We start from the raw sequence: 26,116 nt of genomic DNA on the forward strand, positions 1-26,116 counted from the left end.
TGCTGCTGCGCGGGGTTTGTCCCCAGTCAATATTATGTGAAGAGTGCATGACAGTTATTCATCCATTAAATTCAACAATTAAACAGCCTTGTCCAACCATGAATCCGGTACGGATTTGTACACATCGATGGCTTCCGATAACTCTTCAAGCATTTTTTCAGTGCATTTTCCAGCACCCTGCTTGATCACCTGTACTTCGACGTCCTTTTTGCCCCATTCCTTGTACACTTGCTTTGTTGTAGGGAAATAAAGATCAATTTTATTGCCCTTAATCGCTGAGCCCGTGTCTGCAACGATACCATAGCCGTAGCCAGGAATATATAAAATGGAACCCAGTGGAAACAGCTTCGGATCAGCTGCAATCGTTGAGACTGTTTCTTTATCGCGGCGCACCTTTACACCTGAATACGTAATGCCGTATTGAGGATGTTTAGGTCCTTTTCCGGTTGATTCCACACCCGCAGTGTATCCGGTAGCCGTCACCTTGTGTGTATCCAATACCTGTTCTGTCCGCGGAGCGAGCACCGGCATCGAAGGGTCAACCCCGATCTGCTTCTTCGGTATTTCCGGCCGTGGAATAACAATCGGCTGCGGAGACCACATCAATCCCATATAGACCATGGTGGTGAGTTGAGCCTGATCACTGTATGCAAAGACCGTCGTTTCTAATTGCTCACCTTCGCGCTTACCTGAAGTTTCGTTGTTGCGACTCTCTACGTACAGGACTTCATTTTCCTCTTCAAAGGTATACGCATCTGCCTGATTCAAGCTCACAATAACTCCAGTGAGCACCACACAGCAAGAGATGATAAACCGTATGTTTTTCTTTTGAATTAAAAATTGCTTTTTCATTATAGAACCTCCCCCTTACTGCAAAGGTTTTCCAAAATGAAAAAATTATATACTTTTCTCTATGTAGGCTTCTTAGTCGGGTGTCCAGGTAACCTAAAAACAACAAAAAAAACCGTCTGAACCATTGGAATTTCTCCAATATGATTCAAACGGTTTTCTATTTATAGAAAAATCAGCAATTCCTGAATTACACCTGTCTTGTTGTAATTTCTTCTTTGAGCTGGGCTACAATTTCGTCCAGTGGTTTCATGCCGAGATCGCCTTCTCCACGTTTCCGTACAGATACACCCTCTGCATTGCGTTCATTTTCACCAACCACGAACATGTAAGGCATTTTCTCAAGCTGTGCCTCACGGATCTTATAACCGAGCTTCTCGTTACGCAGATCAGCTTCAGCAGATATCCCTGCACGTTTCAACTTCGCTTCCACTTCACGTGCATAGTCGTCGAAGTTGCCGGATACCGGAATAACCTTCGCTTGTACCGGAGACAGCCACAGTGGCAGAGCCCCTGCAAAGTTCTCCAGCAAGAATGCAGTGAAACGCTCCATCGTACTGATTACACCGCGGTGGATAACGACCGGACGATGCTTCTGTCCGTCATCTCCCACATATTCGAGCTCGAACCGCTCTGGCAAGAGGAAGTCCAATTGAACGGTAGACAGTGTCTCTTCCTTGCCCAGCGCTGTTTTGATCTGCACATCCAGTTTTGGACCGTAGAATGCTGCTTCACCTTCTGCTTCATAGAACGGAAGGTTGAGCTCTTCCACAACTTCACGCAGCATGCGTTGGGACATTTCCCACATCTCGTCATTCTGGAAGTATTTCTCGGTATCCTGAGGATCGCGATAGGACAGACGGAAACGATATTCGTGAATGCCGAAATCTTTATAAACCGTTTGAATCAGTTCAATAACACGTGCAAATTCTTCCTTGATCTGATCCGGGCGTGCAAAAATGTGGGAGTCGTTCAGCGTCATTGCACGTACACGGTGCAGACCTGTCAACGCGCCGGACATTTCGTAACGGTGCATCATGCCAAGCTCGGCAATCCGGATCGGCAGATCACGGTAGCTGTGCATGCTGGACTTGTACACCATCATGTGGTGAGGACAGTTCATTGGACGAAGAACAAGTTCCTCATTGTCCATAACCATTTTCGGGAACATGTCTTCCTGATAGTGCTCCCAATGTCCGGATGTTTTGTACAATTCAACATTACCCAGCACTGGTGTATACACATGCTGATATCCGAGGCTCTCTTCCAGATCCACGATATAGCGCTCCAACGTCCGGCGCAGCTTGGCACCATTAGGCAGCCAGATTGGCAGGCCTTGTCCAACCAGCTGGGAGAAGGTGAAGATTTCGAGTTCCTTACCCAATTTGCGGTGATCCCGTTTACGCGCTTCTTCCAGGAAGTGCAGATGCTCATCCAGCTGCGCTTTTTTTACAAAAGCCGTACCGTAAATACGTTGCAGCATTTTGTTTTTGCTATCTCCGCGCCAGTAAGCACCAGCGACATTCATCAGTTTGAATACTTTGATTTTGCTGGTGGATGGTACATGTGGTCCACGGCACAAGTCGAAGAATTCACCTTGCTCATAAATGGTGATGACACTGTCTTCCGGTAAGTCACGAATCAATTCTAGCTTGTAAGGATCGCCCACTTCTTCGAAAATTTGGATCGCATCCGCGCGGCTAACTTCTTTACGTACAATCGGCAGGTTCTCATTAACAATCCGTTCCATTTCCTTCTCGATCTTCTGCAGATCTTCGGGATTAAGCGGTTGTTCCAGATCCATATCATAGTAGAAGCCATCTTCGATGACAGGGCCGACACCGAGGTGCACTTCTTTGTTTCCGTATAAACGCTTCACAGCTTGAGCGAGCAAGTGAGCTGTACTGTGACGCATCACTTCCAGACCTTCTGGTGAATCCAGTGTTACGATCTCCACCAAAGCTCCCTCATGAAGTGTTGTGGACAAGTCCACGACGATTCCATCCAGTTTGCCGGCTACGGCGTTTTTGCGAAGTCCGCTGCTGATCGAAGCGGCTACATCTTCAATGCTGCTTCCTTCGGCATACTCACGAACCGAACCATCGGGTAGTTTAATGTTAACTGCCATTTGTCTCATTCCTCCTGTAAGTTCAAACCTCTATCCATGCATTTCATGGATTGATAATCTATTGCTGTTCCTGCAATTTTTGCAAAGGAACGCAAAAAACACCCGTCCCGGCAAAGGGACGAGTGTTGTATACTCTCGTGGTTCCACCCTAATTCAGCTGCTTCATCCATATTGGAAGTACAGCCCTCATTGGCATGACGGTAACGGGCATGACCCGGCATATCCTTACTCATGGATGACTACCTGTATATAGAGGCAATCTTCATATCCATTTTCAAAACTGCAGCTCCAAAGGGGTAAACCAAACGTGGCATCCGGAGGAAATTTCAGCCTGGTTCCCTCTCTCTGCACCGACCGTGCGTATGGTTCTTGTCTTTGTCAACGCTTTTGCTTATTGTTCCATAACAACTTCTAATAAATCATGGATCAACAGTTATTATAATTGCCGAGATCACTTGCGTCAAGACCTGTCAACAATCCGGAACGCAGCACTTCGCACTCGGGGCAATGGTGGCATAATTGTACCTTGTCCTCAAAGATTTGTCGGATCGTAGAGATAATGGGGAGATCTGGAGTGCGCGTATGCAGCATGACTTTTTCCGGCGAGATGGAGATCAGCGTACTCACGATCATATCTTCGATATCCATTTCCAATTCCAGTCCCGGCATCTCCACGACGACCTGCTCATCCTTTTGTACGGGAAGCACATTAAGCGCAGCATCCAATACCTGAAATTCATGCAAACCTTTGTGTATCAAATGCACAAGAGGTACTTTCGCTTCCTGAAAAAATACAAAATATTTGAGAAGTCCCATAAACTCTTCGTATTGGCGATCCATCCAGAATTCATCCAGCGCATATTCCACCAGTTCATGAAGCTCCTGCTTGTATTGCCGAATTCGGAAATTCATAATGCCTTCAAGGTGAAAAAAATGAACCTCCTCCAAGTCCTGCTTCAGTCCATTAGCCAAGGTAGTACGACGACGGTCCCGTAATCCAGGCTGATCCAAATCACCATTGAACAATAAAGGCATGCATATCCGGTTTACCTTCTCCACTTCATGTTCATCCATGACCGAGCAAGCCTTGGAGATCATCTCTTCCACAATAATGCGTTCACGTGTATTCATAATGAAATCGGCAAGTCCCGTGGCCAGCAAATCACTGATCTGAGGCAGCCACTGCTGGAAGTCAGCGTGATTCTCATTCCCTCTGCATACCCAGGCCGCTCTTCCGTCATTATGTTTGAAGGTGAGCCGAAATCCTCTTTTGCTTATATGTAAACCTTTGGTTTTTTCCTTCACACAACGATAAAATTGATCCGCTTCCTCCTGCCCTGATACCTCGGTCCATACGGCGAACAGTTCCATAAGAATCACTCCTTTCCTTCCTGTTCAAAGTATATGGCAAGGCCGATAGGGATATACGAAGCGGATTGATGGAAAGCGTGTCATGATTTCTCAGTATATTATCAATCCGTTTGGAGTTAAGCCAAAAATGTGTTATTATTTTTATAACAGTATGTTTCACGGAAAAGGGGGGAAGCCAAAATGAGACAACAACCAAGAATACTCCGTTATGCTTTTATTATCATTTTGTGCGTATTCCAAGCGTTGTCTTTCCCTATTCCGATGCAGTCGGAATCCGCTATTGAGGTAAACGTTGAGGCGAACTCCAACAAGGAAGTTCTTGTCCATACATTGGAGTCTCAGCAGAAACCTGCCATTCGCAAATACCCACAAGTCATGTCGAAGTTGATTGCGGTCACGCATAACAAACCTGTCTTTCTTGTGCTCGCTTTGTTGCTAATGCTGCGAATTCCTACACCGCGTCTGCCCTTTAAACCGTTGATTTGTCTGTTTAAACGCAGATTATTTCTGCTACCCATTAAATTCACCAGTATGTATGTTTCTCCCACCCCTATAGCACCAAACTACGTGAACGCTTATAACTAGCCGTTACACCGTATTTTAGGTTGCTTTGCATGGAGACACCTCTGTTTGATAGACGGTGTGCTTGTGCATAACTTATAACCCTTTTAGCAAATGTTAGATATCGATAAGCCTCTTTGGCAAAACTCTTTTGGTAACATCTATTTTGTTATACCCATCTTTATTAAAAAATCAAGCACTAGGCTGTGTGTCAGGAGTTCCTGGCTCTGTTTACCCGCTTCAATTTAATGTTCCTTAGAGCAGCAGATCATTCTATATTCGGGAAATAAGCCTGTCTTCTGTGGCCAGCCCTCAATTTAAGGAGGCACACTATCCATGGATGTACGCGAAACAGATTTGCCGGGAATCGGCAAGAAATTTCAGATTGAAACGAGCAGTGGAGATAAAATTATTATCATTATTCACGATGACGGTCGCCGGGAAATGTACCATTTTGAGTACGATGATCCAGACCAAAGCATCTCCATGATTACGCTCGATGACTATGAAGCAAGACAGATTGCTGCCATCGTTGGTGGATTGACCTATAAACCAAAGCAGCTTGAAAATATTGAAGTAACGTTTGACGACCTGATTATTGAATGGTACAAAATCGAGCCATCCTACGGATGTATCGGTAAATCAATTGGTGAACTGGACGTACGTCAAAACTCAGGGGCAACGGTGATTGCCGTTGTAGAGAAGAATCACAAAAAACATATCAGCCCCGGTCCGGAGGTCGTGATTAGTGCAGAGTCCACGGTAGTAGCCGTTGGCGAACGCAATCAGCAAAAGCTATTCAAATCCCTCCTCCTGACCGGAAGGGGGTGAGTCGATGGATCATCTGATATTCGAAGTAGGTCTGGCTCTTGTGCTCATTGCAGCAGCCGGACTCTTATCCGCAAAACTGAGATTTTCGGTCGTTCCATTTTACATCCTGATCGGGATGGCCGTTGGACCTCATGCGATGAAGATCTGGCATCTGGATTTCCGCTTCATTGAAAGTCAGCCGTTTATTGAGTTTATGGGCCGAATCGGTATTCTGTTCCTGCTCTTCTATCTCGGACTGGAGTTCTCGGTTGGCCGTCTGATCAAGTCGGGTAAATCGATTGCCGTCGGCGGTTCGATCTATATCGGGATTAACTTTACGCTGGGACTGATTTTTGGTTTTGCTTCCGGTTTCCCAGCTGCCGAAGCTCTTATCATTGCCGGGATTACGACTATTTCATCCAGTGCCATCGTCGCCAAGGTTCTCGTTGATTTGAAACGAACAGCGAATCCGGAGACGGAAATGATTCTCGGAATCATCATGTTTGAAGATGTGTTTCTCGCTGTATATATCTCCATCTTGTCTGGACTTGTGCTCAGTGATTCATCCTCCATCGGAGGTGTCATTGTATCCGCACTCGTTGCGCTTGGATTCATGCTCATTGTCATTATTCTTGGACGTAAAGCAACACCGCTGCTTAATAAGGTGCTTAAGATTCGCTCCAATGAGTTATTCTCGCTTGTGATTTTCGGTGCATTGTTCCTCGTAGCCGGATTCTCGGAAACTATTCATGTCGCCGAAGCCATTGGCGCCCTGCTTGTTGGTTTGGTGCTGGCAGAGACGGAACATGCTAAACGGATTGAGCACTTGATTCTGCCATTCCGTGATTTCTTCGGAGCTGTCTTCTTCTTCAGCTTTGGTTTGTCCATCGATCCGCTGTCTCTTGGTGGCGAAGCTGTATGGCTTGCTTTGATCGCAGTTGTGCTCACACTATTCGGGAACTTCCTTGCAGGCATGCTCGCTGGACGCAGTGCAGGATTATCACCGAAAGCATCCGCCAACATCGGTTTGACCATTGTGTCGCGTGGTGAATTCTCCATTATTATGGCCAACATGGGTAAAGCCGGAGGACTTCTCCCGCTCCTGCAACCATTCGCCGCATTATATGTACTCATTCTGGCAATTCTTGGACCGTTATTAACGAAAGAATCCAAACATGTGTTCAGATTACTGGATAAAATATTTAAGTTCAAAGACCCTCGGAAGAAGAAAGAAGAGCCGAAGGTACTGCAGAAAGAAGGATAACCCTCTTGTCTGTTCAGAACAGACAACGTATCGTACTCGCGGCTCTACCGCCGATCTTTCTGTGATTAACCCAGGGAGAATAGCACGAAAGCCGCACTAAGGAGGATGACCTATGAAAGCACCTCTGATATCGGCTAATCCGGTGCCACAAACCGCCAAAACCAGATTGTCATCAGCCAGTCGTATGTTGAATTTATTGTTTGTGATTGCGGGTGGGATTCTGGCCTCCGTGGGACTTGAATTGTTTCTGCACCCCAATAAAATCATTATTGGAGGCATTACGGGCATTTCTTCCTTGTTCGCCCATTGGACCGAAATGAGGATTGGTTTGTTCCTGTTTTTGTTCAACGTTCCATTTATTTTTCTATCCTATAGACTTGTGCAAAAGAAATTCGTACTGGTCACTGTTCTGGGTTTGGTTGTCTTTTCGATTGGTGCCATTGTGCTTCATCCCATGCCGCCGCTTGTCGAGCACCCGCTGGCTGCCGCCATGTTTGGCGGATTATGTCTCGGATTAGGAATCGGTCTAGTCGTGCGGTATGGCGGGACACTGGATACGCTGGAAATCGGTGATCCGTCCTCTCGTCCACCTGAACGTATATTTAGCGGGAAACGGATGCTTATCGAAAAAATAATCATGCTGCTCAACTTGTTGATTCTAACTGCTGCTGGTGTTGTCTTTGGTTGGGATCAAGCGATGTATTCAGTAATCGCCTATCTTATTGCCTATGAAATGGTGTATATTGCATTCCGCGGATTCACAGCCAAGCGCAAAATATGTATCTTAACTACACAAAGCGCCCAAGTTGAGAAAGCCGTCCGCAAACGGCTGCGCCGTGAACCTGGAACATTGGATTCTTCAACTAATTCAGGACACGCTGCTCTGACCGAAGGGTGGATCCAACACGTTCCGGGAGCACTCTATTATGAGATTCATTTCCTCGAAATGATCTGGCTCAAATCTATTGTGCGTCATATTGATCCACATGCAGGTATTGTGACGAACCCAGAAAAATAATCTTATTCCTATAGGCTAGGCAAATTGAATTAAAGAATATTTACACTTGCCACTCCGATGACAGAACAACCTTCCGATCGCTGTTATCCCCAGATTTTTTGAATTCCCTTTTTCAAAGGGGAAAATCCGGGGATAAGCGTATGCTTCCGATGCAGCTTTCTTTCAGAAAGCTTTTAGGCGAACGCTTCGCTTCTTCAGGTTTTTTCTGTCCTCTCCGTTCTTGTTAATGTTTTGTTCAATGCATATAAGCAAACAAAAACTCTCTCTGATTCCTATGGATGTTCGCCATTCTTACAGGAACAAAGAGAGTTTTTTGTTCATTCTTATTTATAACTCAACTATCGCTTTCACAACATGCGAATCCGGTTGTAACCATGTGTCGATCGTAACAGGCAGTTGGTCAAAATTTGCCCGGTGTGTAATGTAATCATCCATATTCAGCTTCTTCTCCCGCAAGATCGACATGACCTGTTCAAAATCTTCCCGCGTTGCGTTTCGGCTGCCCAAAATGCTCATCTCTCGCTTGTGAAAGTCCGGATCATGAAAGGAAATATCGGCTTTGACCAGTCCCACAAAGATTAATTGACCACCATGTGCCACATAATGGATCCCATCATTCATCGAATGCATGTTACCTGTTGCATCAAAGACAGCCGTCGCATAGTCCCCATTTGTGATTTCGGCAACTTGCTGTATTGCTTGTTCGTTAGCCTGAACCAAAGCATCCACTCCCGCCCACGTGCGGCTAAGCTCCAGCCTGTCCACATTCCGATCAATAGCAATGACCCGAGCACCCGCCTGTTTGGCAAATGCCATCACACCAAGTCCAATTGGTCCAGCTCCAATGACCACAACCTGATCTCCAGGCCTTAGACTGGCTCTTCTGACCGCATGAGCACCAATACTCAGCGGTTCTATCATCGCAGTTTCATCCAGTGTAAGCCCTTCGGCTTGGATCAGATTCGAGACAGGCACAACGATTCTCTCTCGCATGCCTCCGTCCACATGAACACCCATCACTTGCATGGACACACAACAATTCGTTTTACCCGATCGGCAAGCGATACAATGACCACAATGCAAATATGGAATAATACTCACCTGATCTCCCGGCTTCAAGCCCGCTTCATTGGGCCCGATCTCTTCAATAATTCCTGCAAGCTCATGACCCAGTACTCGGGGATAGGTGAAAAATGGCTGATTCCCTTTGTAAGCATGTAAATCTGTGCCGCAGATTCCAATCCGTCGGATGGATACCAGCGCCTGATTTTCGTTTTTTTGGGGTTCAGCTATGTCTTGCAACGCCAAACGATTTATTTCTTCACATATAACCGCTCTCATTCCTGTTCCCCCTTCGATGATGATTGTGGCTTCAAGTGATGTGCAATGTTGTATTCAGGACGGCCGCTGGCCCAGCTCTCATTATGAATTGGAGCCAAAATACGCAGCACCTCCGATAACAGTTCCTGGTCTAGCGGTTCTACGATCCAGGCTGCATTGTTGCGGATATTATGTTCGCTTGCACTGCTGACCAATGTCGTTGGAATCTGTTCATTGGCTGTTGCAAACTGCACGGCAAGCTTGGCGATGTCACTGCCTTGTTCCGCACAGAACCGTGCTGCTTGCAGACAGACCTGCTTCACACGATCATCTGCCGGGTGCCAGGCAGGAGTGCCTCTTGTGCTTAATAAACCCATGGAAAGAGGCGAAGCGTTCACAAGACCAATTGATTTCTTTTCCAAAAGAGGCAGCAAGGACAGCAGTGAAGTGTCATTCAGTGCATAATGGCAATAGGAAATGATTGCGTCAGCATCAATCTGTGGCAATACCTTTTCGAATAATGGCAGTGGTAATCCACAAATTCCTGCATGGCGAATCACTCCCTGCTCTTTCAGGCGGAGTAAAGTGGGGAAAGCTTCTTCAATAATGATTTCGGCCGGAACAAACTCAATGTCATGCAGAAACAAAATGTCGATATAATCGGTATGGAGTCTAGCCAGACTCTCTTGTACACTATCTTGTATCCGCTTTCGAGAAAAATCAAATGTATTCTCCCCATAACGCCCAGCTTTGGTCGACAGCGTAAACGAGCTGCGTGGCAAACTGCGAAGGGCCTCTCCAAGTACGGCTTCTGCCTTCGTTAATCCATAATAGGGCGAAACATCTATATAATTCATCCCTGCATCTACAGCAGCGTGTACCGTACGAACCCCCTCACCCCGGTCAATATCACGAAATACCGAACCTAGTGAGGATGCTCCAAAGCTTAATACAGGTACTTCCAGTCCCGTCTTTCCAAGTCTTCTTGTTTTCATCGGCCTGCCCCTTCCCAGCATGTCTGCTTACCTCAAGTGCCCTTTCATTGTAACAGTTCAATTTCAATATAAAATATCGCCAAATGCGTAATATGTACTGTTTGATGATCTGTGAATAATCGCTGGTATGAAGAAAAATTAAAAAGTCCGCCGATTCCCCTTATAAAGAGTAATCAACGGACTTCATATCCAAACGGACTAAATCAGCTTATCGATTCAATTCGTCAGCGTGGTATAGATTTAAGATAGATATTAGTTCTGCATAACAAAATCTTCATGAATGGCGTTCTCTTCATCAAACGTGCGCAGGATATCATATCTTGTGTTACGCTGCGCCGGAATATAGCCCGACTCCCGAATCAGTTGTGTAATCGAACTAATGTTGACTTTGTACGTTGCGCCTGCAGCAGATACCACATTCTCTTCAATCATGGTGCTACCAAAGTCATTGCAGCCAAATTCGAGTGATTTTTTGCCGACTTCAGGTCCCATCGTTACCCATGAGGATTGAATGTTTTTGATGTTGTCGAGTACCAGTCGACTGATCGCTACCGTTTTTAAATACTCTTCCGGTGTCTGACGCTCCAGCTTCAGATTCGTATTATCCGGTTGGAATGTCCAAGGAATGAACGCCAGGAATCCTTCGGAATCATACTTGTTCGCAATGCACTCATCTTGAGCTTCACGTACACGAAGCAGATGCAATGCGCGCTCTTCCATCGTTTCACCAAGGCCGATAACCATCGTTGCCGTTGTGTTCATACCAATACGGTGAGCTGTCTGCATCACGTCCATCCAATCGCGCCATGAACCTTTCAGACGGCTGATTTTGCGGCGTGTACGGTCATCCAGGATTTCGGCACCACCACCAGGCAGGGAATCCAGTCCCGCTTCGTGAATCGCACGAACAACCTCTTCTAGAGTAAGACCGTCGGATACTTCAACCATTTTCATAATTTCAGCTGGAGAGAAGGAGTGCATCGTAATATTAGGGAAACGCTCCTTGATCGCTTTAAGCAGGTCCGTGTAATAGCTAAACGGCAGATTCGGATTCGTTCCACCCTGCATCAGAATTTCGGTACCGTTAACGTCTTCGGTTTCCTTGATCTTCTGGAAAATGACTTCATCGGGAAGTACATACCCTTCCTCAGAGCCAGGTCTGCGGTAGAAAGCACAAAAACGGCAGTACACATCACACACGTTCGTGTAGTTGACGTTACGCCCAATAACAAATGTTCTGTATGGTTCGGGATGCATGCGTTTTACAATCACATTGGCGGCTGCCCCGATTTTGTCTACTTCATTCGATTCAAACAGCTGAATCGTGTCTTCCAAGTCCAAACGTTCGCCCCGAAGGGCTTTATCTAAGATACGGTCTACCGTACTCATCGTAAAAAAGCCTCCCTCATGAAGAGAAAATATAATCACGATCCGTCCCAACTTGTTCATATAAATGAAAGTTTTGGTGGCAACATCGCATTTCTGTACTCCACATATCGTAACACAGGTTACATGTGAAAAAAAGCACCTTATGAGCAGGTGCTTTAAAAATTAATAAAAATGTTTACATATGGTATCTATTTCATTTCTTTTTCAGGGGCACTCTAACACCCTTGTTTCAATACTACCGACTCTACGAGTCCTGAAGTGCTTGATCCAGATCGGCAATCAGGTCATCAATGTCTTCCAGTCCAACCGAGAAGCGCAGTAATCCGTCCGTGATTCCCCGATCACGACGAACCTCAGCCGGCATAGCCGCATGAGACATCATCGCAGGATAAGATAAGATACTTTCAACCGCACCCAAGCTCACGGCAACAATTGGCAATTTCACACGGTTAAGTACAGCCTTGGCACGATCACCTGAACCGACGTCAAACGATACGACCGCGCCATATCCGCTTGACTGACGTTCGTGAGCTTCACGGCCGGGATGATCCAGCAGCCCCGGATAAAATACAGCCGTAATATCACTGCGTCCACTGAGCCAGGCTGCCAGTTTGGCAGTGCTCTGTTCACTGTGTGCCATGCGTGCACCCAAGGTCTTCATGCCGCGCATCAGCAGCCAGGATTCCTGAGCACCCAGCACGGTTCCCAGTCCATTCTGCAATTGTTTGAGCTGTCTTCCCAGTGAATCCGTCCGTGCAACAGCTAAACCTGCTAGCACATCACTGTGTCCGCCAAGAAACTTGGTGGCACTATGTACGACAATATCCACCCCGAGCTCGATTGGACGTTGGTAGTAAGGTGTCATAAAAGTGTTATCAAGAATGGAGATTAACTCCTGTTCCTGTGCCCAAGAGGTGACCGCGGCAATATCCGTGATCCGAAGTGTCGGGTTGGATGGTGTCTCCATATAGACTGCCTTCGTATTCGGTTTAAGCGCTGCCTTTACTTCCGCAATATTGGTCATATCCACAAAGGTAGTCTCAATCTGCATCCGGCTCAGAATGGAAGTAAGCAGTCGATATGTACCTCCATATACATCTTCCGTTACAATCATGTGATCTCCTGCGGAGAACATCATGAACACACTGGAGATGGCAGCCATGCCGGAGGAATAGGCAAATCCGCGGGCTCCACCTTCCAATAATGTAATGTAATCCTCCAATGCCTGTCGAGTCGGGTTACCCGAACGGCTATAATCATGTTGAGGCGGATTAAAAATATCAAAATGATGGAATGTGGAGGCCTGGTAAATCGGCACGCTGGAAGCCCCGGTTGTTTTATCGATTTCGTCACCGAAATGCAGCAGCTTGGTATCAAACTTCAGGTCGGAATGAACATTCCGATCAGGATTGTTGGCATTATTGTTTTGCTCACTCATGATGCGTTCCTCCTTCAATCTCCTGCTGTGCAGCTGTGAGTGCATTGCCCAGATCGGCAATCAGGTCTTCGGCATGCTCGATCCCTACAGAGAAGCGCAACAGACGGTCATCCACACCTACAGCGTCACGAATTTCAATCGGGATATCCGCATGGGTCTGTACCGCAGGATAGGTCATCAATGACTCTACTCCCCCGAGACTTTCCGCAAAAGCAATCAGCTTAATATGACGCAGCAGCGGTTCAACATAACGGGCATCTTTTACTTTGAAAGAGAAAATGCCTGTGTTCCCGCTCGACTGTTTATTCTGTATTTCAAATCCGGGATGATCCGACAAACCAGGATGATACACTTCGTTAACGGCTGGGTGTTCCAAAAGGTACTTGGCAATCGTCAAGGCATTATACTCATGCCGCTCCATACGAAGAGCAAGTGTCTTCATACCTTTCATCAACTGATAGGAGTCGCTTGGAGACAACACTGCACCAATGGAATTGTGCAGGAATGCCATTTCGGCCGACAATTCTTCTCCTTTGGTAATAATTAATCCGGCAAGGACATCATTATGACCACCCAGATACTTCGTGGCACTATGGATGATGATATCGGCACCGAGTTCAATTGGACGCTGGAAGAACGGAGTCAGTAGTGTATTATCCACAATGGTCAGCAAGTTGTGGCTCTTCGCCCAGGAGCAAACCGCTTCCACATTCGTAATCATCATTAGTGGATTAGTTGGTGTCTCAATAAATACTGCTTTTGTGTTCGGCTGACGGATACTTTCCAGAGCTGCAAGATCATTGGTATCTACGTAACTTGCTGTCACACCGAATCGAGACAGGATGCGTTCAAGCAAACGATACGTTCCCCCGTACAGATCCAGCGATACAATTAGATGATCTCCTTGACCGAATAAAGCGAAAATCGTTTGCAAAGCTGCCATGCCGGAGCTACAGGCAAAACCTGCATCCCCCGACTCCAATGCCGCCGCTGCTTCTTCCAATACTTTACGGGTTGGATTGGTCGTACGGATATAATCAAACCCCGTGCTTTGTCCAAGCTTCGGGTGGCGAAACGCAGTGGATTGATAGATCGGAAAATTAATGGCACCCGTTACCGGTTCATTGATAGACCCGATTTGAGCCAATCGGCTTTCGATTTTCAACTTGTTGTCTTCCATTGCAGCATCCTCCTGTAATGTCGATTAGATTTGCGGACCAATATCGTAAGGCGTCTCTTGATACACATAGTAATTGAGCCAATTAGAGAATAATAAGTTTGCATGTGCCCGCCAGGTAGCCGGAGGCACACGGGAAGGGTCGTCATTCGGGAAATAATGTCTCGGCAGCGCAATATCCATACCTTTGGATGCATCCCGGTCATATTCCCATTTTAATGAAAGCGGGTCATACTCGGCATGTCCGGTAGCGAAAATTTGTTTGCCGTCTTTGGTGGCGACCAGAAAAATACCGGCTTCCTCCGATTCAGCCAAAATTTCGAGACTTTCATTCTTTTCAATATCTTCACGGCGCACTTCCGTATGTCGGGAATGCGGAACGTTAAATACTTCATCAAATCCACGCAGCAAAGGCACGTTGGATCTGTTGATCGTGTGTGAGAATACGCCAAAACATTTTTCATCCAGCGGAACCTTTGGAACTCCGAAATGATGGTATAAACCCGCTTGGGAAGCCCAACATATATGCATGGTCGAGGTCACATTGGTTTTGGTCCATTCGAAGATCTCCTGGATTTCTTTCCAATAGTTCACGTCTTCAAAATCCATTTGCTCTACAGGAGCTCCTGTAATGATCATGCCGTCAAAACGGCGGTGCTCAATCTCGTCAAAGGTTTTGTAGAACAGGTCTAAATATTCCTGGGATGTGTTCTTGGACGTATGAGACTTCGGATGAACCAGAACGATATCTACCTGAATGGGTGTGTTACCTACCAGACGAAGCAATTGAGTTTCTGTCGTTTCCTTAGTAGGCATCAGGTTTAATATGGCGATACGGAGCGGACGAATATCCTGCTGATAAGCGGATGTCTCGTCCATGACAAAGATGTTCTCTCCTGCGAGTACTTCCTTGGCAGGCAGTGTGTCTGGAATTTTGATTGGCATAGTGGTTCTAACTCCTCCTTGAGCATAAATAGATGCAGCCACTGCGGCTGCGATACGATTCGCATCCGAACAGTTATAGGCTGCCATGAGCTTGCCTGCAGGCGCTGAATTGCAACCACATTGCTGGCGGCAAGCTCAAGTTCCTTAGCGAAAATCACTGCTGAGAAGTCGGTGCATATAACAAAGACCTTCCTCGGATTCCGAGAAAGGTCATATGTAAATAGATATGCGCCTCTCTCATCTCTCAGTTACAACAGTGTCAACTTGGACACTTGGTCGCTGCAAGAATTAGCACCGTGCGGTATACCGCCGGTTGCCGGGTTTCATCGGGCCAGTCCCTCCACCTACTCTTGATAAGATTTCGCTTTATTTAATTGTAAAATCTAGTGTGGTTCACCGTTTACTTTAAAACATTAATCCCCTCACGTCAAGGTGTAGTTCAATGTCTGTTCATCTGGATCGGAACCGTTCGTCAGCCGTTGTCATACACTGCTCCAGGGCGCGAAATCGACACATTTTTGCGCTTGAAAGGACTCTGTACCAGCGGTATACTAGACAAGTGTTGTAAACCCTTATGTGAGAGGTGACATATTCAATGGATGGCGACCCGAGGCCTGACTGGCAGCCGAATTCCGACAAACTGCATAGAGAATTGATATCAGCATGCCGGCAGCGGGACGTTACTTCCGTTTGGTTATAAAGCGAACGCAGTCCTGACTTCCAGGATCCGCTGCCGACCGGCTGATCTGTTCTTTTTGCGCCCATATTGATGAAATCCGCCCATTTGGCGGGTGCAGAAGGAGTAGATGAACAATGAAAATCCGGTTGGTAAACAACGGTGTATTTATTCCGGTGGATGACATTCAGCAGGCGCTGACTCCACCAGCGGAGGGATTTTACTGGATTGATGCGGACGTAGACGATTTGGCGGTACTTCAACCGCTATTCATGATGCATGATCTGGCCGTAGAAGACTGCTTGAGTGACGAAGAACAACGTCCGAAGATTGAAATTTATGAGAGCCATTATTTTATTGTTATTAATAGCATTCGTTTTGATGATGAAGAGATTTTTTTACGTGCCGTCAACCTCTTCCTTGGCAGACACTTTATTATCAGTGTGACCAAACAGAAAGTCAGTGAATTGAGAACATTGAAGCCGATCCTGTGGGAACAGGAGATCAGTACGCCGGATAAGCTGTTGTATCTGCTGGTTGACTTGATTGTTGATAATTATTTCACAGTTGGTGACCGGATTGAAGCGCGCATTGAGAAGCTTGAAGAAGATATCCTGATGCACACCAAGAAGTCTCATTTGAATGAGATTATCGGGCTGCGCAGTGAGATTCTATGGCTGAAGAAAGTACTGGGACCTCAGAAAGAGGTCATTAATACACTTAACAAAAAAGATCTGCGTCTTATTGATGATCAACTGCAGAAGTATTTCAGTGACATTTATGAGAATGCTGTGAAAATATCCGAAACCTTTGAGACTTATCGCGACTTGATGGGGAACTTGCGAGAAGCTTACCAATCCAGTATCGCCAACCGGGCGAATGAGATCATGCGTGTGTTCACCGCCATTACGACGGTGTTCATGCCGCTGACGGTCATCACCGGCATCTATGGTATGAACTTCACGAACATGCCTGAGTTGAACTGGAAGTATGGTTATTTTGTGGTCATTGGCCTGATGGTGACACTGGGCCTCAGCATGTTCTTTATTTTCCGCAAAAAAGATTGGGTTTGAACTAACTAAGAAAGACGAAGCGCTCCGCATCTGGAGAAACGCCTCGTCTTTTTTGTACGCTTATGAATGAAACCTACCGATCTATGTTCAATCTAGCCCGCATGCTGCTCCGCCTCTGTATGACGACGAAACCGGATTCGAATCATGCGCAGTCTTTCGTAAACCTGCTCCAGATTGCCTCCGCCAGGCTTCTCTTCTCCATACACTTTATGTAACACAGGCTTCAGAAACGTATCTCCCAGCTCCTCGTAGGCGCTCCACACCGCTTCTTGCTCTTGTTCAGGCATGATAGCGAGTTCCGCGTCCAGCAGACAATCTGTGTCATACCCCTCCAGATCCAGTGTCTCCAACAGCTCAATCAGCTCCCGCCGGGATAATCCGGAACGATTCACGATCTCCTCCAGCGTATGCCCTTCCTTCATTCCTTCGAGTACCTGCTTGCGTGTAGTGAATTTGTCTAATTCCTGCTTGTATTTCTGCTCTCTCTGTTTGTACAGCCAGCTCTCATATTCCTGTTCCTTCAGAACCGTATACACCCACTCTAGCGGAAAAGACGTGGAACGTTCCAATCCATTCGTAAGCTCCAGCCATTCAGCTCCGTACTCGAACGCTTTACTCTCTCCTACGCCAGGCAGTTGCATCAATTCATCTATCGTTTGTGGAACAAATGCACTGATCAGGCGCAACAGCCGATTCGTTGCAATAAAATAGGGGGCCTTCCGATCAGACGCCGCTCTTTTCCTGCGCCATATGCAAAGATCCATATACAGCCCCTCATTGCCATATAATTCACTGTAACAATGAAGACGCTGACCGCCATAGCTGCGCGACTTCAAATCATCATTTTCGTGAAACATCCCCTGCAGCAACGGACGATACCCTTCGCCCATCTGTATCGCTAACTGATGACGATAAACATGCAACAGTTCGTCCCAAGAGCTTCCATCATACCAGTTAGCATCCACACGATCTCCTTCCTCATATCGGCTCCATCCCAGATGCCACTCCCCTTCTTCTTCACCAATCCACAGCTGCGCATGCTCTTCATTCTGACCTGACATTCTGGATAACCTGTTCATGAAAATGACTTCCATTTCTTGTCCCTCCTTCGATAGTTCAGCTCGACACAGTCTGTATTGTGCTATCTTGAACAGCACAAAAAACACCTCTCCTGCAAAATCCATGCAAGAGAGGTGCTTCCTCATAAACCGTGCTATGCTGTTGCTCATATATTACCACATTGGAAAAATTCGTCAACCATTAGTTTATAAAGCTATTTACTTGTTCAAAGCCAATTTTGCCAGCGCAAGTGAACCACACAATCCTGCATTATCACCAAGTCCCGGTGAAACGACATATTGGTCAATTTCGGACTGAAGTGCAGGATGCTGAACGTATCCGGCGAGCAATTCCTGCAATTTGCTGCGAACCATTGGGAACAGATGCTCCTGTTTCATTACGCCACCACCCATTACAATTTTCTGCGGAGTGAGGATCAATACATAATTCATCAAAGCATGCGCCAGGTAATGCGCTTCAATCTCCCAGGCCTTGTGATCGGCTGGCAATTCGTAAGCCGGTTGCTCCCAACGTTTATTGATGGCAGGACCTGCAGCAAGGCCTTCCAAACAGTCTCCATGATACGGACAGAACCCTTCATACGTATCTTCGGGATGTCTGCGTACAATGATGTGTCCCATCTCTGGATGTGACAAGCCATGGACCATTTTGCCACCTACAACTGCGCCTGCGCCAATACCCGTTCCAACCGTAATATATAGACAGCTATCCAGGCCTTGTGCAGCCCCCCAGGTTGCTTCCCCGAGTGCTGCACCATTTACATCCGTGTCGAATGTCATCGGTACATCAAAGTGCTCCTTGAGCTTACCAATCAGATTGTACTGTCCCCAATGTGGTTTCGGTGTTGTTGTGATATAACCATAGGTCGGACTTCCTTCAATCGGATCAATCGGACCAAATGAACCTACACCCAAAGCTTCAATGCCTTTACCTTCAAAAAAAGCAATGACTTGAGCCATCGTCTCTTCCGGTGTCGTCGTTGGAAAGCTTACACGTTCAAGAACTTCTCCTTCTTCCGTACCGATACCACATACAAATTTGGTGCCTCCAGCTTCAATTGCGCCTAAAATCGTCATGTTAGTCACACTCCCAAGTAGTTTAAAATTAATTCTGCTCTCTGAACGAAGGCATGGTTAATCCAGTTCAGCAGCTTCGAGCTTGGCCAATCGCTTCAACAAGGACTGCTTCCAGCTGTCCGACAGCGTTGAAATGGCCAGCAACGCACGCATACCAACCGCATCATGCTTCCCCTGATGCATAATTCGATTAGCTTCCAGAATGGTCATTGATGCAGGATCAGTGCTGATTCGTCTGAATGTTGCAGAAGGAGTTACCTCGCCCTCTTGCAACACTCGAAAATAAAATCCGGTATGTCCGCTCTCCTGAAAATAAACTGGCAGCTCTTTGTAATCATACCGGGCGCCAAGCTTGAAGCAAGGCTGTCTTGGCTGGCTGACCTGTACCTTGGCTTCCCCCAATTCAAACACATCACCAATCCGGACTTCATCCTCCATACAGCCTTCAACGGTCAGATTTTCTCCACAAGCCCCCCAGTCCAGCTTGCGATCCATCAGTTGTTCAAGCGCCGGATAACGACTGTAATCGTATACACAAACCGCCTTATCCGGTCCGCCATGATGCTCCAGATCCGCCTGACCATCTCCTGTCATTCCGGTGAATGACAGGAAGACCGGGCTGGATATGGGATGCTTCACAATGCCGCTCATCACTTCGCGCTTCTGACCAGGTAATGCCTGAGGTTGCCCCACATTTACAGCCAGTACAGCCGTCTTGCTTTCATCTGGCTTCCGGTTGTGTGTGAGTGTCATCTGATCATACCTCCCATAATAGCTTTCTTTTAACGAACAGAGCCACCAAAAACAAGCGTATTACTTAACAAACGGCCCGGGGAAGTAAGCATTTTGCCGCCAGCATACATGCCAGAAGATGCACCACCATCCAGGTTCATTGCCTGCTTGGCACCAAGCTTCTGCATGACAGCAGCCCATTCCTTAATCGTGGCTCCTGACACCGTAGCCAACATCACCGATCCGTCGGCCATAATGGCAATACCACTTCTTGCGCCGGAGGCATTGAGAATTTTGGTATCCTTGAAGCCCTCACTCGCTGGATTTACGGCAATTTTGCCGTCTTTCACCAGACGTGGACCTGCGCCCACAGCGGTGACTACATCTTGCCAAGGGATCTCTTTGCCTGCTGCATTGGTGTATTTATAATTCATCTCTACAGTTGATCCAACGGTAAAGCGGTCCGACGAAGATTTCTGATTTCCCGTGAAGACCAGCACCGAGCCATTCTTCGGAATAGCTACATTGGTGTTGGGTACTTTCTTGGTGACAATCCCTTTCTCCATCACAACGGCAGTACCTCCCTTGAACCCAACTGTGGATCCCCGTTCTGGCGTGTATAACATCGTAATACTCGCATTTGCGGAAGGGGTTCGGTTGATAAAGGTCGCATACCAACTGCGTGATTTCCCTTCTGTATCTGTTACTTTACCCGTCAAACTCACTTGAAGCGAATCCATGATGGCCGAGCCATCTTCCTTAAATCCGATCGTTGTTCCGTATCTTCCAATATGTATAACCTTGCCATTTGCTATTAACATGCCGTATGGATCTGGAGCTCCGTTATAAGCTTCAAAAAACGCTCCGTTTATGGCTGCTTGTGCTCCATAAGCCTTGACAATCGAAGGTAATGTTGCAGTCTGACCGACCTGCTTCTTCGCTAATCCTACGGTAACTGGTGTACCCTTGGGAATACTAACCGTCTGAACGGTAAAACTGCGTCCTGCTGCTTTTACTTTCTGTACTTTGGTGCTAATTGCCGCTTTGGCATCTACTGTCTGTGGAGCACTCACCGCTCCTGAAAGGATTACAGGCAAAGCAAGGACGAGGGCCATAGCCCCTGTCCACCACTTTTTGCCCGTCCGTTTTGTCTGCATACTACTCACCCAATTGCCACTCCCATCCAAGAGCCTAGGCTCTTCATCTCAAGTTGTTCGAACTTGTCCATCACCATATCCGGGTCAAGACGCAATTCACATCCATCCAGTGCACAAGCTACCGGAACTGAACAGTGAATCTCTGCCAGTTTGCGAGACAGATGAAGCATAGCGAGATCATTCTCAATCTTGTTACGGACCGAAGGTGTAAGCTTATCCATATTGTCCAGGATACCTTCAATGGAGCCAAACTCCTGCACCAGCTTCAATGCCGTCTTTTCTCCAATGCCCCGTACCCCGGGATAATTGTCACTGGCATCGCCCATCAGACCCTTCATGTCAATCACTTGACGAGGTGTGAGCTGTTTCTCCGACATCAGGGATTCAGGTGTATAGACCATGTAATTGCCATGACCTTTTTTCATAATAATAATGCTAGTGCGGTCATCAATCAGCTGCAGCATATCGTGGTCACCCGTAAGTACCATCACGTTCATATCCGTCTGCTCGGTGTAATACTTGGCTAGTGTACCGATGCAATCATCAGCCTCATATCCTTGAGCGCCAATATTCGGAATGTTCAAACTATCCATCACTTCACGAATCAGAGCAAACTGTGGAATCAGATCATCCGGAGCTTCCGGACGGTTCCCCTTGTACGCTGCATACTCTTCACCGCGAAACGTCTTGCCCCCCATATCCCAACAGCATACGACATGACTTGGCCCAAAGGTCTGAACCGCATCCCAGAAATAACGGATAAATCCGTATACTGCGTTGGTTGGCACGCCTGCCTTTGTACGTCTGATATATCCGCTTGCAGATGTTGCATAGAATGCACGGAACAACACCGCCATACCATCTACCAGCAACAAAGTAGGTTCATTACGTTGATTCACTTGATTTTGTTCTCTCCTGTCCTGATTCCATAGAAAATTGAACTAAAGAATATATTTACACTTGCCACTCCGATGACAGAACAACCTTCTGATCGCTGTTATCCCCAGTTTTTTTTGATTCCCTTCTTCAAAAGGGAAAATCCGGTGATAAAGGCGAAGTGTATGCTTCCGATGGAGTTTTCTTTTAGAAAGCTTTTAGCTCCGCTTCCTCAGTTTATTTCTGTCCTCTCCGTTCTCGTGTAAATCTTTAGCTAAGTTTCTATAGCAAATAAAATATCGAACTAATTCTATCATTATAGCATAGTTCCGCCAAGGATCGACCAGCCAAAAAAGCCCTGAAATTTGAACAATCAGAGCTTTTTTCACCTTGGTTCATTTAACAATATGAAATCATTCAACTATAAATTACGCATTGTTCCATTCCTGCTCATACGTGTCTTCCTTGAACCCTACAGTCACTTTGTGACCATCCGTAACGATTGGACGTTTGATCAAACGACCATTGGAAGCCAGCAAACGAATCTGCTCTTCTGCGGATAACCCCGGCAGCTTGTCCTTCAATTGCTGCTCCTTGTATACTTCCCCACTCGTGTTGAAGAACTTCTTCACTTCAAGTCCGCTCTTCTGAATCAAGTCGCTCAATTCTGCTTCGGATGGTGGTGTGTCGAAAATAGGGATTAAGTCCAGCTCATGCCCCTGAGCTTCCAGCCATTTTACCGCTTTGCGGCATGTGCCGCATTTTGCATATTGATATACTTTCAGATTACTCATCGTTATTTGTCCTCCTATGTTTGCTCCGGTGGTGCTCCGGTTTCGATTTCTCGCTTCCCTTGGTTTGCTTCGCAAATCCAAAAGTCGCTCCAAACCGATACCATCGCAATGTAATTTTAAACCTTTTTGCCAATAAGAAAAAAGTACATTTGGCTATATCAACCTTAAGACCTTAAGACCTTAGCCTACGGCATTTTGTTCGGGTGCGGTTGCATCCCTCACACAGGTTCATATAAATAAAACCATTGATAGACAGCAGGGCACCGTGCAATGAGATGCTACACAGCGCAAATCACAGGCCGATTCACAGCATTTCACAACGCTTCTCTTGGAGAAGCTTCAACATCCAAGCGTGCCTCTAAGGCCGCCATATCAGCGGGTAAAGGGGCATGGAACGTCATCCGTTTCTGCATAATGGGATGGTCAAACGACAGCTCGCATGCATGCAATGCCTGACGGTCAATCCAAGAGTCTCGTTCCTCCCGAATAGCCATGGTCTGCTCATCGATCTCATGTACGGGAAGAGTCTTATACATCCGATCCCCGATTAATGGGCAGCCAATCGATGTCATATGTACCCGTATTTGATGAGTTCTACCGCTCTCCAGCTTCAGGTTCACTGCGCTGGCGCTGCCTGCCGCCCATCGGGCGACTGTCGTGTATAACGTTCTTGCTGCATATCCGTCAGGTGTAACGATTCGACGATGGGGCTCTGCGGGATCACGATCGATCGGGCCATCGATTGCCCCCTCTTCTTGGGCAGGACTACCGTGCACAAAGGCAATATACTTTTTATCCACCGTTCCTGCAATCATCTGTTCAGACACATGCTGATGCACATATGGATTTTTCGCGATTGCCAGCACACCCGAAGTTTCCTGATCCAGCCGATGAATCGGTCTGAAGCGAAAACGCTCGCCTTTGGACTTCCAATAATGGACTACCCCGTTCGCCAATGTACCTGTGTAATGGCCATGTGTTGGATGTACGATGACACCGGAATCCTTGTTCACGATAAGCAAGTGCTCGTCTTCGTACAGTATCGTAAAGGGGATCGGCTCAGGCAAAATATCATCAGACTCCTCCTGTTCCATCCGGACTTCCAGGACGTCACCTGCACTAACTTTGACGCTGATGTATACCCGCTCGCCATTTAACATAATTCCCTGCTCCGTGAGTTTGAGTCTCGACAGGAGCTTGCGCGAAACCTGCAAACGACGCTGAAGCACAGTCTTCAGCAGCCAACCCTCTTCATGTTCGGGAACGGTGTAAGTCAGTGGTGAATAATAATCGCTCATTCGTTGTCTTTGCGACGGAATACTTTTTTGCTCCGCACATACTCAATATCCGCTACCTGTTGTCTCGCATTGGCAGTCCGTGCAACAACGAAGAAATAATCAGACAGACGGTTCAAATAACGTCGTACGGAAGGGTTGATATCCGTATGCTGTCCGAGTGTAACGGCGCGGCGCTCAGCACGGCGACATACCGTACGGCAAACATGTAATGTGGAAGAGAGCAGACTTCCCCCAGGCAAAATAAACCGTTCTACCTTCGGATTCTCCGCATCGTACTGATCAATCCATTGTTCAAGCCGGGTGACCATCTCATCCCGTACTTTATATTTGGTTTCGCTAATTTTCACAAAGGCTAGATCAGACCCGCAATCAAACAATTCTTGCTGAATTTCGAGCAAATGTTCACGTAAATCTTCAAACTCTCCATTGGCTTGATCAATAAAACTGATGGCCTGCCCAACAAAACAATTCAGCTCATCAATTGTCCCGTAAGCTTCAACTCGGTCATCGTCCTTGATGACCCGTCCTCCAATGACCGAGGTCTGTCCCTCATCACCTGTTCGTGTATATATGCCCATTGTAATCCCTCCTATTGTTAATATCATTCGCATGGCAGAACGCTGGGGTTAAATATAAATGCATGCCCTTCTTAACTTTAACTTAATCAGTATACTTGACCTGCTATGATTACGGGAATGCTATTATTTTCAGAAACCAGTGAGATCCTTCATACGTATATATGAATTGGCGTACTCTGCCGAGTATACGCCAAATTCTTGCAAACCAAAAGTAGAGGAGACGATTATGCAAAACTGGATAACCGATTTCATGGAACAATACGGCTACATAGGCATTGCACTTATTATTGCTCTTGAAAACGTATTTCCCCCCATCCCCTCCGAAATCATTTTACCATTTGGCGGCTTTATGACCACCTACACCAGCCTGACCCTTCCTGGCGTCATTATTGCGGCTACCATTGGTTCTGTGCTTGGGGCTGTCATTCTGTATGGAATCGGACTGTTGATTGATGTCAATCGACTGGAGAAGATTGTAGAACGTTGGGGTCATATACTGCGGATCAAAAAAGAAGATATCCACCGTGTCGATGCATGGTTTGACAAATATGGAATGTGGACCGTACTATTCTGTCGCATGGTTCCCCTTGTTCGCAGCCTGATCTCGATTCCTGCCGGTATGTCCAACATGAAATTTGGCTTATTCCTGCTTTTCACGACCATTGGAACACTGGCCTGGAATATCATTCTCGTCTCAGTTGGTGCGGCGCTTGGAGCGTCATGGGAAAGTATTCTGCACTTTATGGACGTGTACTCCCTCGTCGTATATGTATTGCTGGCGATTATTGTTGTTGGCTGTATAATCTGGTGGATCAGACGAAATAAAACTCGGAAATAAAGAGATTTACACGCATACTTTTTGGCATAAAACAAAGCCTCCGCACCACAACTTGTGGTTACGGAGGTTTTTTTAGGTTCGTCCATCGTTTTGATGTTATGAATAATGCTAATCTTCATATCGCAGCCCTTGACCTCTAAGATCAACAGCCAAGCCAGATACCAGCAGGTACATCTGTTCCGAATGCGCCTGCAACGCCCGATTAACCGACGCCATTCTTGCCGCAAAAATTCGTTCTTCCTCTGAAGGATACAGCGAACCGTGCATTTCGTTGGTGATCACGAGCAGCTTTCCCTGGTAAGATAGAAGGGCATCCAGCAACAGCTGCGTCTGTGAACGCTGCTGATCCAGATCATCACTTGCCCTGAACCCTGCTGCCATCCATGCTGTCAGACTATCTACAATAACGATTCGCTGATCTGCAAGGAAGAGATTGGATTCCCGATTAATCTGGTGAAGCACCTCCGTAAGGTGCTGTCCGTTTCCAGCCTGGATGGCACGATAATGAGCGGATGGCAATTCGGGAATCACGGGATCATGATCACCAGTGGATAAATAAATGCCCTCCCGGCTAATCCGGGCTGCGTATCGAAGCGCAAATCGGGTTTTACCACTGCCTATGCCGCCTGTGACCGTAATTAGCAATCCGCTCCCCTCCTTCAGTAGCCATACT

General features: G+C 46.7%; 25 protein-coding genes and 1 riboswitch. Of the genes, 6 read left to right on the plus strand and 19 right to left on the minus strand.

What is annotated here, in order from left to right; genetic code table 11:
- Positions 1-78 precede the first annotated feature (78 nt).
- From QP794_RS02275 to QP794_RS02290, 4 genes are all read right to left on the minus strand, one after another.
- Entirely contained in the window at positions 79-852 is a 774-nt protein-coding gene (locus QP794_RS02275) for a 3D domain-containing protein (RefSeq protein WP_285074724.1), read from the minus strand.
- Between the two features lie 187 nt (positions 853-1,039).
- On the minus strand, positions 1,040-2,977 hold the full coding sequence (thrS, locus tag QP794_RS02280) for a threonine--tRNA ligase (protein WP_285074725.1): 1,938 nt from the start codon (positions 2,975-2,977) through the stop codon (positions 1,040-1,042).
- A gap of 5 nt (positions 2,978-2,982) precedes the next feature.
- Complete coding sequence (locus tag QP794_RS02285; RefSeq protein ID WP_285074726.1) at positions 2,983-3,210, minus strand: hypothetical protein; 228 nt, start codon at positions 3,208-3,210, stop codon at positions 2,983-2,985.
- 193 nt (positions 3,211-3,403) lie between these two features.
- Entirely contained in the window at positions 3,404-4,348 is a 945-nt protein-coding gene (locus tag QP794_RS02290; protein WP_094936729.1) for a putative sporulation protein YtxC, read from the minus strand.
- 180 nt (positions 4,349-4,528) lie between these two features.
- On the opposite strand from QP794_RS02290, the gene QP794_RS02295 reads away from it, so the two are divergent.
- The 4 genes from QP794_RS02295 (at position 4,529) to QP794_RS02310 (ending at position 8,001) form a co-directional block, all read left to right on the plus strand.
- Positions 4,529-4,933 (plus strand): hypothetical protein, encoded by a 405-nt coding sequence (locus QP794_RS02295; protein WP_285074727.1) that lies wholly within the window; start codon positions 4,529-4,531, stop codon positions 4,931-4,933.
- Between the two features lie 312 nt (positions 4,934-5,245).
- Complete coding sequence (locus QP794_RS02300) at positions 5,246-5,740, plus strand: cation:proton antiporter regulatory subunit (protein ID WP_024629028.1); 495 nt, start codon at positions 5,246-5,248, stop codon at positions 5,738-5,740.
- Positions 5,741-5,744: 4 nt separating this feature from the next.
- Positions 5,745-6,983, plus strand: a complete 1,239-nt coding sequence (locus tag QP794_RS02305) for a cation:proton antiporter (RefSeq protein ID WP_024629027.1) — start codon at positions 5,745-5,747, stop codon at positions 6,981-6,983.
- A gap of 112 nt (positions 6,984-7,095) precedes the next feature.
- Positions 7,096-8,001, plus strand: coding sequence for a YitT family protein (locus QP794_RS02310; protein ID WP_285074728.1), 906 nt, complete (start codon positions 7,096-7,098; stop codon positions 7,999-8,001).
- 327 nt (positions 8,002-8,328) lie between these two features.
- Here the strand turns inward: QP794_RS02310 and QP794_RS02315 are convergent, their stop codons facing one another.
- The 6 genes from QP794_RS02315 to metA all read right to left on the minus strand — a co-directional run bounded on the left by QP794_RS02315 (position 8,329) and on the right by metA (position 15,265).
- Positions 8,329-9,342, minus strand: coding sequence for a zinc-binding alcohol dehydrogenase family protein (locus QP794_RS02315; RefSeq protein WP_285074729.1), 1,014 nt, complete (start codon positions 9,340-9,342; stop codon positions 8,329-8,331).
- Positions 9,339-10,316 carry an aldo/keto reductase gene (locus tag QP794_RS02320; protein ID WP_285074730.1) on the minus strand — a complete coding sequence of 326 codons (978 nt, stop codon included), beginning with the start codon at positions 10,314-10,316 and terminating at the stop codon, positions 9,339-9,341. Before QP794_RS02320 ends, QP794_RS02315 begins: the two co-directional genes overlap by 4 nt.
- A 252-nt stretch (positions 10,317-10,568) precedes the next feature.
- Entirely contained in the window at positions 10,569-11,705 is a 1,137-nt protein-coding gene (gene mqnC / locus QP794_RS02325) for a cyclic dehypoxanthinyl futalosine synthase (RefSeq protein WP_024629023.1), read from the minus strand.
- A 244-nt stretch (positions 11,706-11,949) separates the two neighbouring features.
- Positions 11,950-13,143 (minus strand): trans-sulfuration enzyme family protein, encoded by a 1,194-nt coding sequence (locus tag QP794_RS02330; protein ID WP_285074731.1) that lies wholly within the window; start codon positions 13,141-13,143, stop codon positions 11,950-11,952.
- A complete protein-coding gene (locus tag QP794_RS02335) occupies positions 13,136-14,323 on the minus strand; it encodes an aminotransferase class I/II-fold pyridoxal phosphate-dependent enzyme (RefSeq protein WP_285074732.1) in 1,188 nt (395 codons plus the stop codon). The genes QP794_RS02330 and QP794_RS02335 overlap by 8 nt, the downstream gene beginning before the upstream one ends.
- Positions 14,324-14,347: 24 nt before the next feature.
- Positions 14,348-15,265, minus strand: a complete 918-nt coding sequence (gene metA / locus QP794_RS02340) for a homoserine O-acetyltransferase MetA (RefSeq protein ID WP_024629020.1) — start codon at positions 15,263-15,265, stop codon at positions 14,348-14,350.
- 234 nt (positions 15,266-15,499) lie between these two features.
- Positions 15,500-15,625: riboswitch (SAM riboswitch) on the minus strand.
- Between the two features lie 453 nt (positions 15,626-16,078).
- On the opposite strand from metA, the gene corA reads away from it, so the two are divergent.
- On the plus strand, positions 16,079-17,014 hold the full coding sequence (gene corA, locus QP794_RS02345) for a magnesium/cobalt transporter CorA (RefSeq protein WP_024629019.1): 936 nt from the start codon (positions 16,079-16,081) through the stop codon (positions 17,012-17,014).
- A 92-nt stretch (positions 17,015-17,106) separates the two neighbouring features.
- On the opposite strand, the gene QP794_RS02350 is transcribed toward corA, so the two are convergent.
- From QP794_RS02350 to QP794_RS02385, 8 genes are all read right to left on the minus strand, one after another.
- On the minus strand, positions 17,107-18,108 hold the full coding sequence (locus QP794_RS02350) for an HRDC domain-containing protein (protein ID WP_285074733.1): 1,002 nt from the start codon (positions 18,106-18,108) through the stop codon (positions 17,107-17,109).
- A gap of 183 nt (positions 18,109-18,291) precedes the next feature.
- Complete coding sequence (locus QP794_RS02355; RefSeq protein WP_063564224.1) at positions 18,292-19,170, minus strand: ROK family protein; 879 nt, start codon at positions 19,168-19,170, stop codon at positions 18,292-18,294.
- A gap of 57 nt (positions 19,171-19,227) precedes the next feature.
- Entirely contained in the window at positions 19,228-19,923 is a 696-nt protein-coding gene (locus tag QP794_RS02360; RefSeq protein ID WP_285074734.1) for an MOSC domain-containing protein, read from the minus strand.
- Positions 19,924-19,952: 29 nt separating this feature from the next.
- A complete protein-coding gene (locus tag QP794_RS02365; protein WP_258530454.1) occupies positions 19,953-21,059 on the minus strand; it encodes a phosphodiester glycosidase family protein in 1,107 nt (368 codons plus the stop codon).
- A gap of 5 nt (positions 21,060-21,064) precedes the next feature.
- The gene (locus QP794_RS02370) at positions 21,065-21,958 is read right to left on the minus strand and encodes a 5'-3' exonuclease (RefSeq protein ID WP_285074735.1); all 894 of its coding nucleotides are present in this window, start codon (positions 21,956-21,958) and stop codon (positions 21,065-21,067) included.
- Between the two features lie 405 nt (positions 21,959-22,363).
- Entirely contained in the window at positions 22,364-22,729 is a 366-nt protein-coding gene (locus QP794_RS02375; RefSeq protein WP_024629013.1) for an arsenate reductase family protein, read from the minus strand.
- Between the two features lie 314 nt (positions 22,730-23,043).
- Positions 23,044-24,027 (minus strand): RluA family pseudouridine synthase, encoded by a 984-nt coding sequence (locus QP794_RS02380; protein WP_285074736.1) that lies wholly within the window; start codon positions 24,025-24,027, stop codon positions 23,044-23,046.
- Positions 24,024-24,605: a cob(I)yrinic acid a,c-diamide adenosyltransferase gene (locus QP794_RS02385; RefSeq protein ID WP_024628349.1), complete on the minus strand. Its 582-nt coding sequence runs from the start codon at positions 24,603-24,605 to the stop codon at positions 24,024-24,026. Before QP794_RS02385 ends, QP794_RS02380 begins: the two co-directional genes overlap by 4 nt.
- Before the next feature lie 226 nt (positions 24,606-24,831).
- Here QP794_RS02385 and QP794_RS02390 point away from each other — a divergent pair, with 226 nt between their 5' ends.
- Positions 24,832-25,443, plus strand: coding sequence for a DedA family protein (locus tag QP794_RS02390; RefSeq protein WP_024628348.1), 612 nt, complete (start codon positions 24,832-24,834; stop codon positions 25,441-25,443).
- A gap of 108 nt (positions 25,444-25,551) precedes the next feature.
- On the opposite strand, the gene QP794_RS02395 is transcribed toward QP794_RS02390, so the two are convergent.
- Positions 25,552-26,088 carry a bifunctional adenosylcobinamide kinase/adenosylcobinamide-phosphate guanylyltransferase gene (locus tag QP794_RS02395; protein WP_024628347.1) on the minus strand — a complete coding sequence of 179 codons (537 nt, stop codon included), beginning with the start codon at positions 26,086-26,088 and terminating at the stop codon, positions 25,552-25,554.
- Positions 26,089-26,116 lie beyond the last annotated feature (28 nt).

Origin of the sequence: Paenibacillus sp. UMB7766-LJ446, assembly GCF_030226665.1 — a bacterium.
In the GTDB taxonomy this organism is placed as follows: domain Bacteria; phylum Bacillota; class Bacilli; order Paenibacillales; family Paenibacillaceae; genus Paenibacillus; species Paenibacillus vandeheii.

What these genes read in the sequence shown, in the direction of transcription:
- QP794_RS02390 (WP_024628348.1), top strand. Translation starts at nt 24,832, where the DNA reads ATGCAAAACTGGATAACCGATTTCATGGAACAATACGGCTACATAGGC.
- corA (WP_024629019.1), top strand. Translation starts at nt 16,079, where the DNA reads ATGAAAATCCGGTTGGTAAACAACGGTGTATTTATTCCGGTGGATGAC.
- thrS (WP_285074725.1), bottom strand. Translation starts at nt 2,977, where the DNA reads ATGGCAGTTAACATTAAACTACCCGATGGTTCGGTTCGTGAGTATGCC.
- QP794_RS02375 (WP_024629013.1), bottom strand. Translation starts at nt 22,729, where the DNA reads ATGAGTAATCTGAAAGTATATCAATATGCAAAATGCGGCACATGCCGC.
- QP794_RS02320 (WP_285074730.1), bottom strand. Translation starts at nt 10,316, where the DNA reads ATGAAAACAAGAAGACTTGGAAAGACGGGACTGGAAGTACCTGTATTA.
- QP794_RS02295 (WP_285074727.1), top strand. Translation starts at nt 4,529, where the DNA reads ATGAGACAACAACCAAGAATACTCCGTTATGCTTTTATTATCATTTTG.
- QP794_RS02275 (WP_285074724.1), bottom strand. Translation starts at nt 852, where the DNA reads ATGAAAAAGCAATTTTTAATTCAAAAGAAAAACATACGGTTTATCATC.
- QP794_RS02315 (WP_285074729.1), bottom strand. Translation starts at nt 9,342, where the DNA reads ATGAGAGCGGTTATATGTGAAGAAATAAATCGTTTGGCGTTGCAAGAC.
- QP794_RS02355 (WP_063564224.1), bottom strand. Translation starts at nt 19,170, where the DNA reads ATGACGATTTTAGGCGCAATTGAAGCTGGAGGCACCAAATTTGTATGT.
- QP794_RS02385 (WP_024628349.1), bottom strand. Translation starts at nt 24,605, where the DNA reads ATGGGCATATATACACGAACAGGTGATGAGGGACAGACCTCGGTCATT.
- QP794_RS02360 (WP_285074734.1), bottom strand. Translation starts at nt 19,923, where the DNA reads ATGACACTCACACACAACCGGAAGCCAGATGAAAGCAAGACGGCTGTA.
- QP794_RS02335 (WP_285074732.1), bottom strand. Translation starts at nt 14,323, where the DNA reads ATGGAAGACAACAAGTTGAAAATCGAAAGCCGATTGGCTCAAATCGGG.
- QP794_RS02350 (WP_285074733.1), bottom strand. Translation starts at nt 18,108, where the DNA reads ATGGAAGTCATTTTCATGAACAGGTTATCCAGAATGTCAGGTCAGAAT.
- QP794_RS02330 (WP_285074731.1), bottom strand. Translation starts at nt 13,143, where the DNA reads ATGAGTGAGCAAAACAATAATGCCAACAATCCTGATCGGAATGTTCAT.
- QP794_RS02290 (WP_094936729.1), bottom strand. Translation starts at nt 4,348, where the DNA reads ATGGAACTGTTCGCCGTATGGACCGAGGTATCAGGGCAGGAGGAAGCG.
- QP794_RS02285 (WP_285074726.1), bottom strand. Translation starts at nt 3,210, where the DNA reads ATGAGTAAGGATATGCCGGGTCATGCCCGTTACCGTCATGCCAATGAG.
- QP794_RS02380 (WP_285074736.1), bottom strand. Translation starts at nt 24,027, where the DNA reads ATGAGCGATTATTATTCACCACTGACTTACACCGTTCCCGAACATGAA.
- mqnC (WP_024629023.1), bottom strand. Translation starts at nt 11,705, where the DNA reads ATGAGTACGGTAGACCGTATCTTAGATAAAGCCCTTCGGGGCGAACGT.
- QP794_RS02310 (WP_285074728.1), top strand. Translation starts at nt 7,096, where the DNA reads ATGAAAGCACCTCTGATATCGGCTAATCCGGTGCCACAAACCGCCAAA.
- QP794_RS02300 (WP_024629028.1), top strand. Translation starts at nt 5,246, where the DNA reads ATGGATGTACGCGAAACAGATTTGCCGGGAATCGGCAAGAAATTTCAG.
- metA (WP_024629020.1), bottom strand. Translation starts at nt 15,265, where the DNA reads ATGCCAATCAAAATTCCAGACACACTGCCTGCCAAGGAAGTACTCGCA.
- QP794_RS02365 (WP_258530454.1), bottom strand. Translation starts at nt 21,059, where the DNA reads ATGCAGACAAAACGGACGGGCAAAAAGTGGTGGACAGGGGCTATGGCC.
- QP794_RS02305 (WP_024629027.1), top strand. Translation starts at nt 5,745, where the DNA reads ATGGATCATCTGATATTCGAAGTAGGTCTGGCTCTTGTGCTCATTGCA.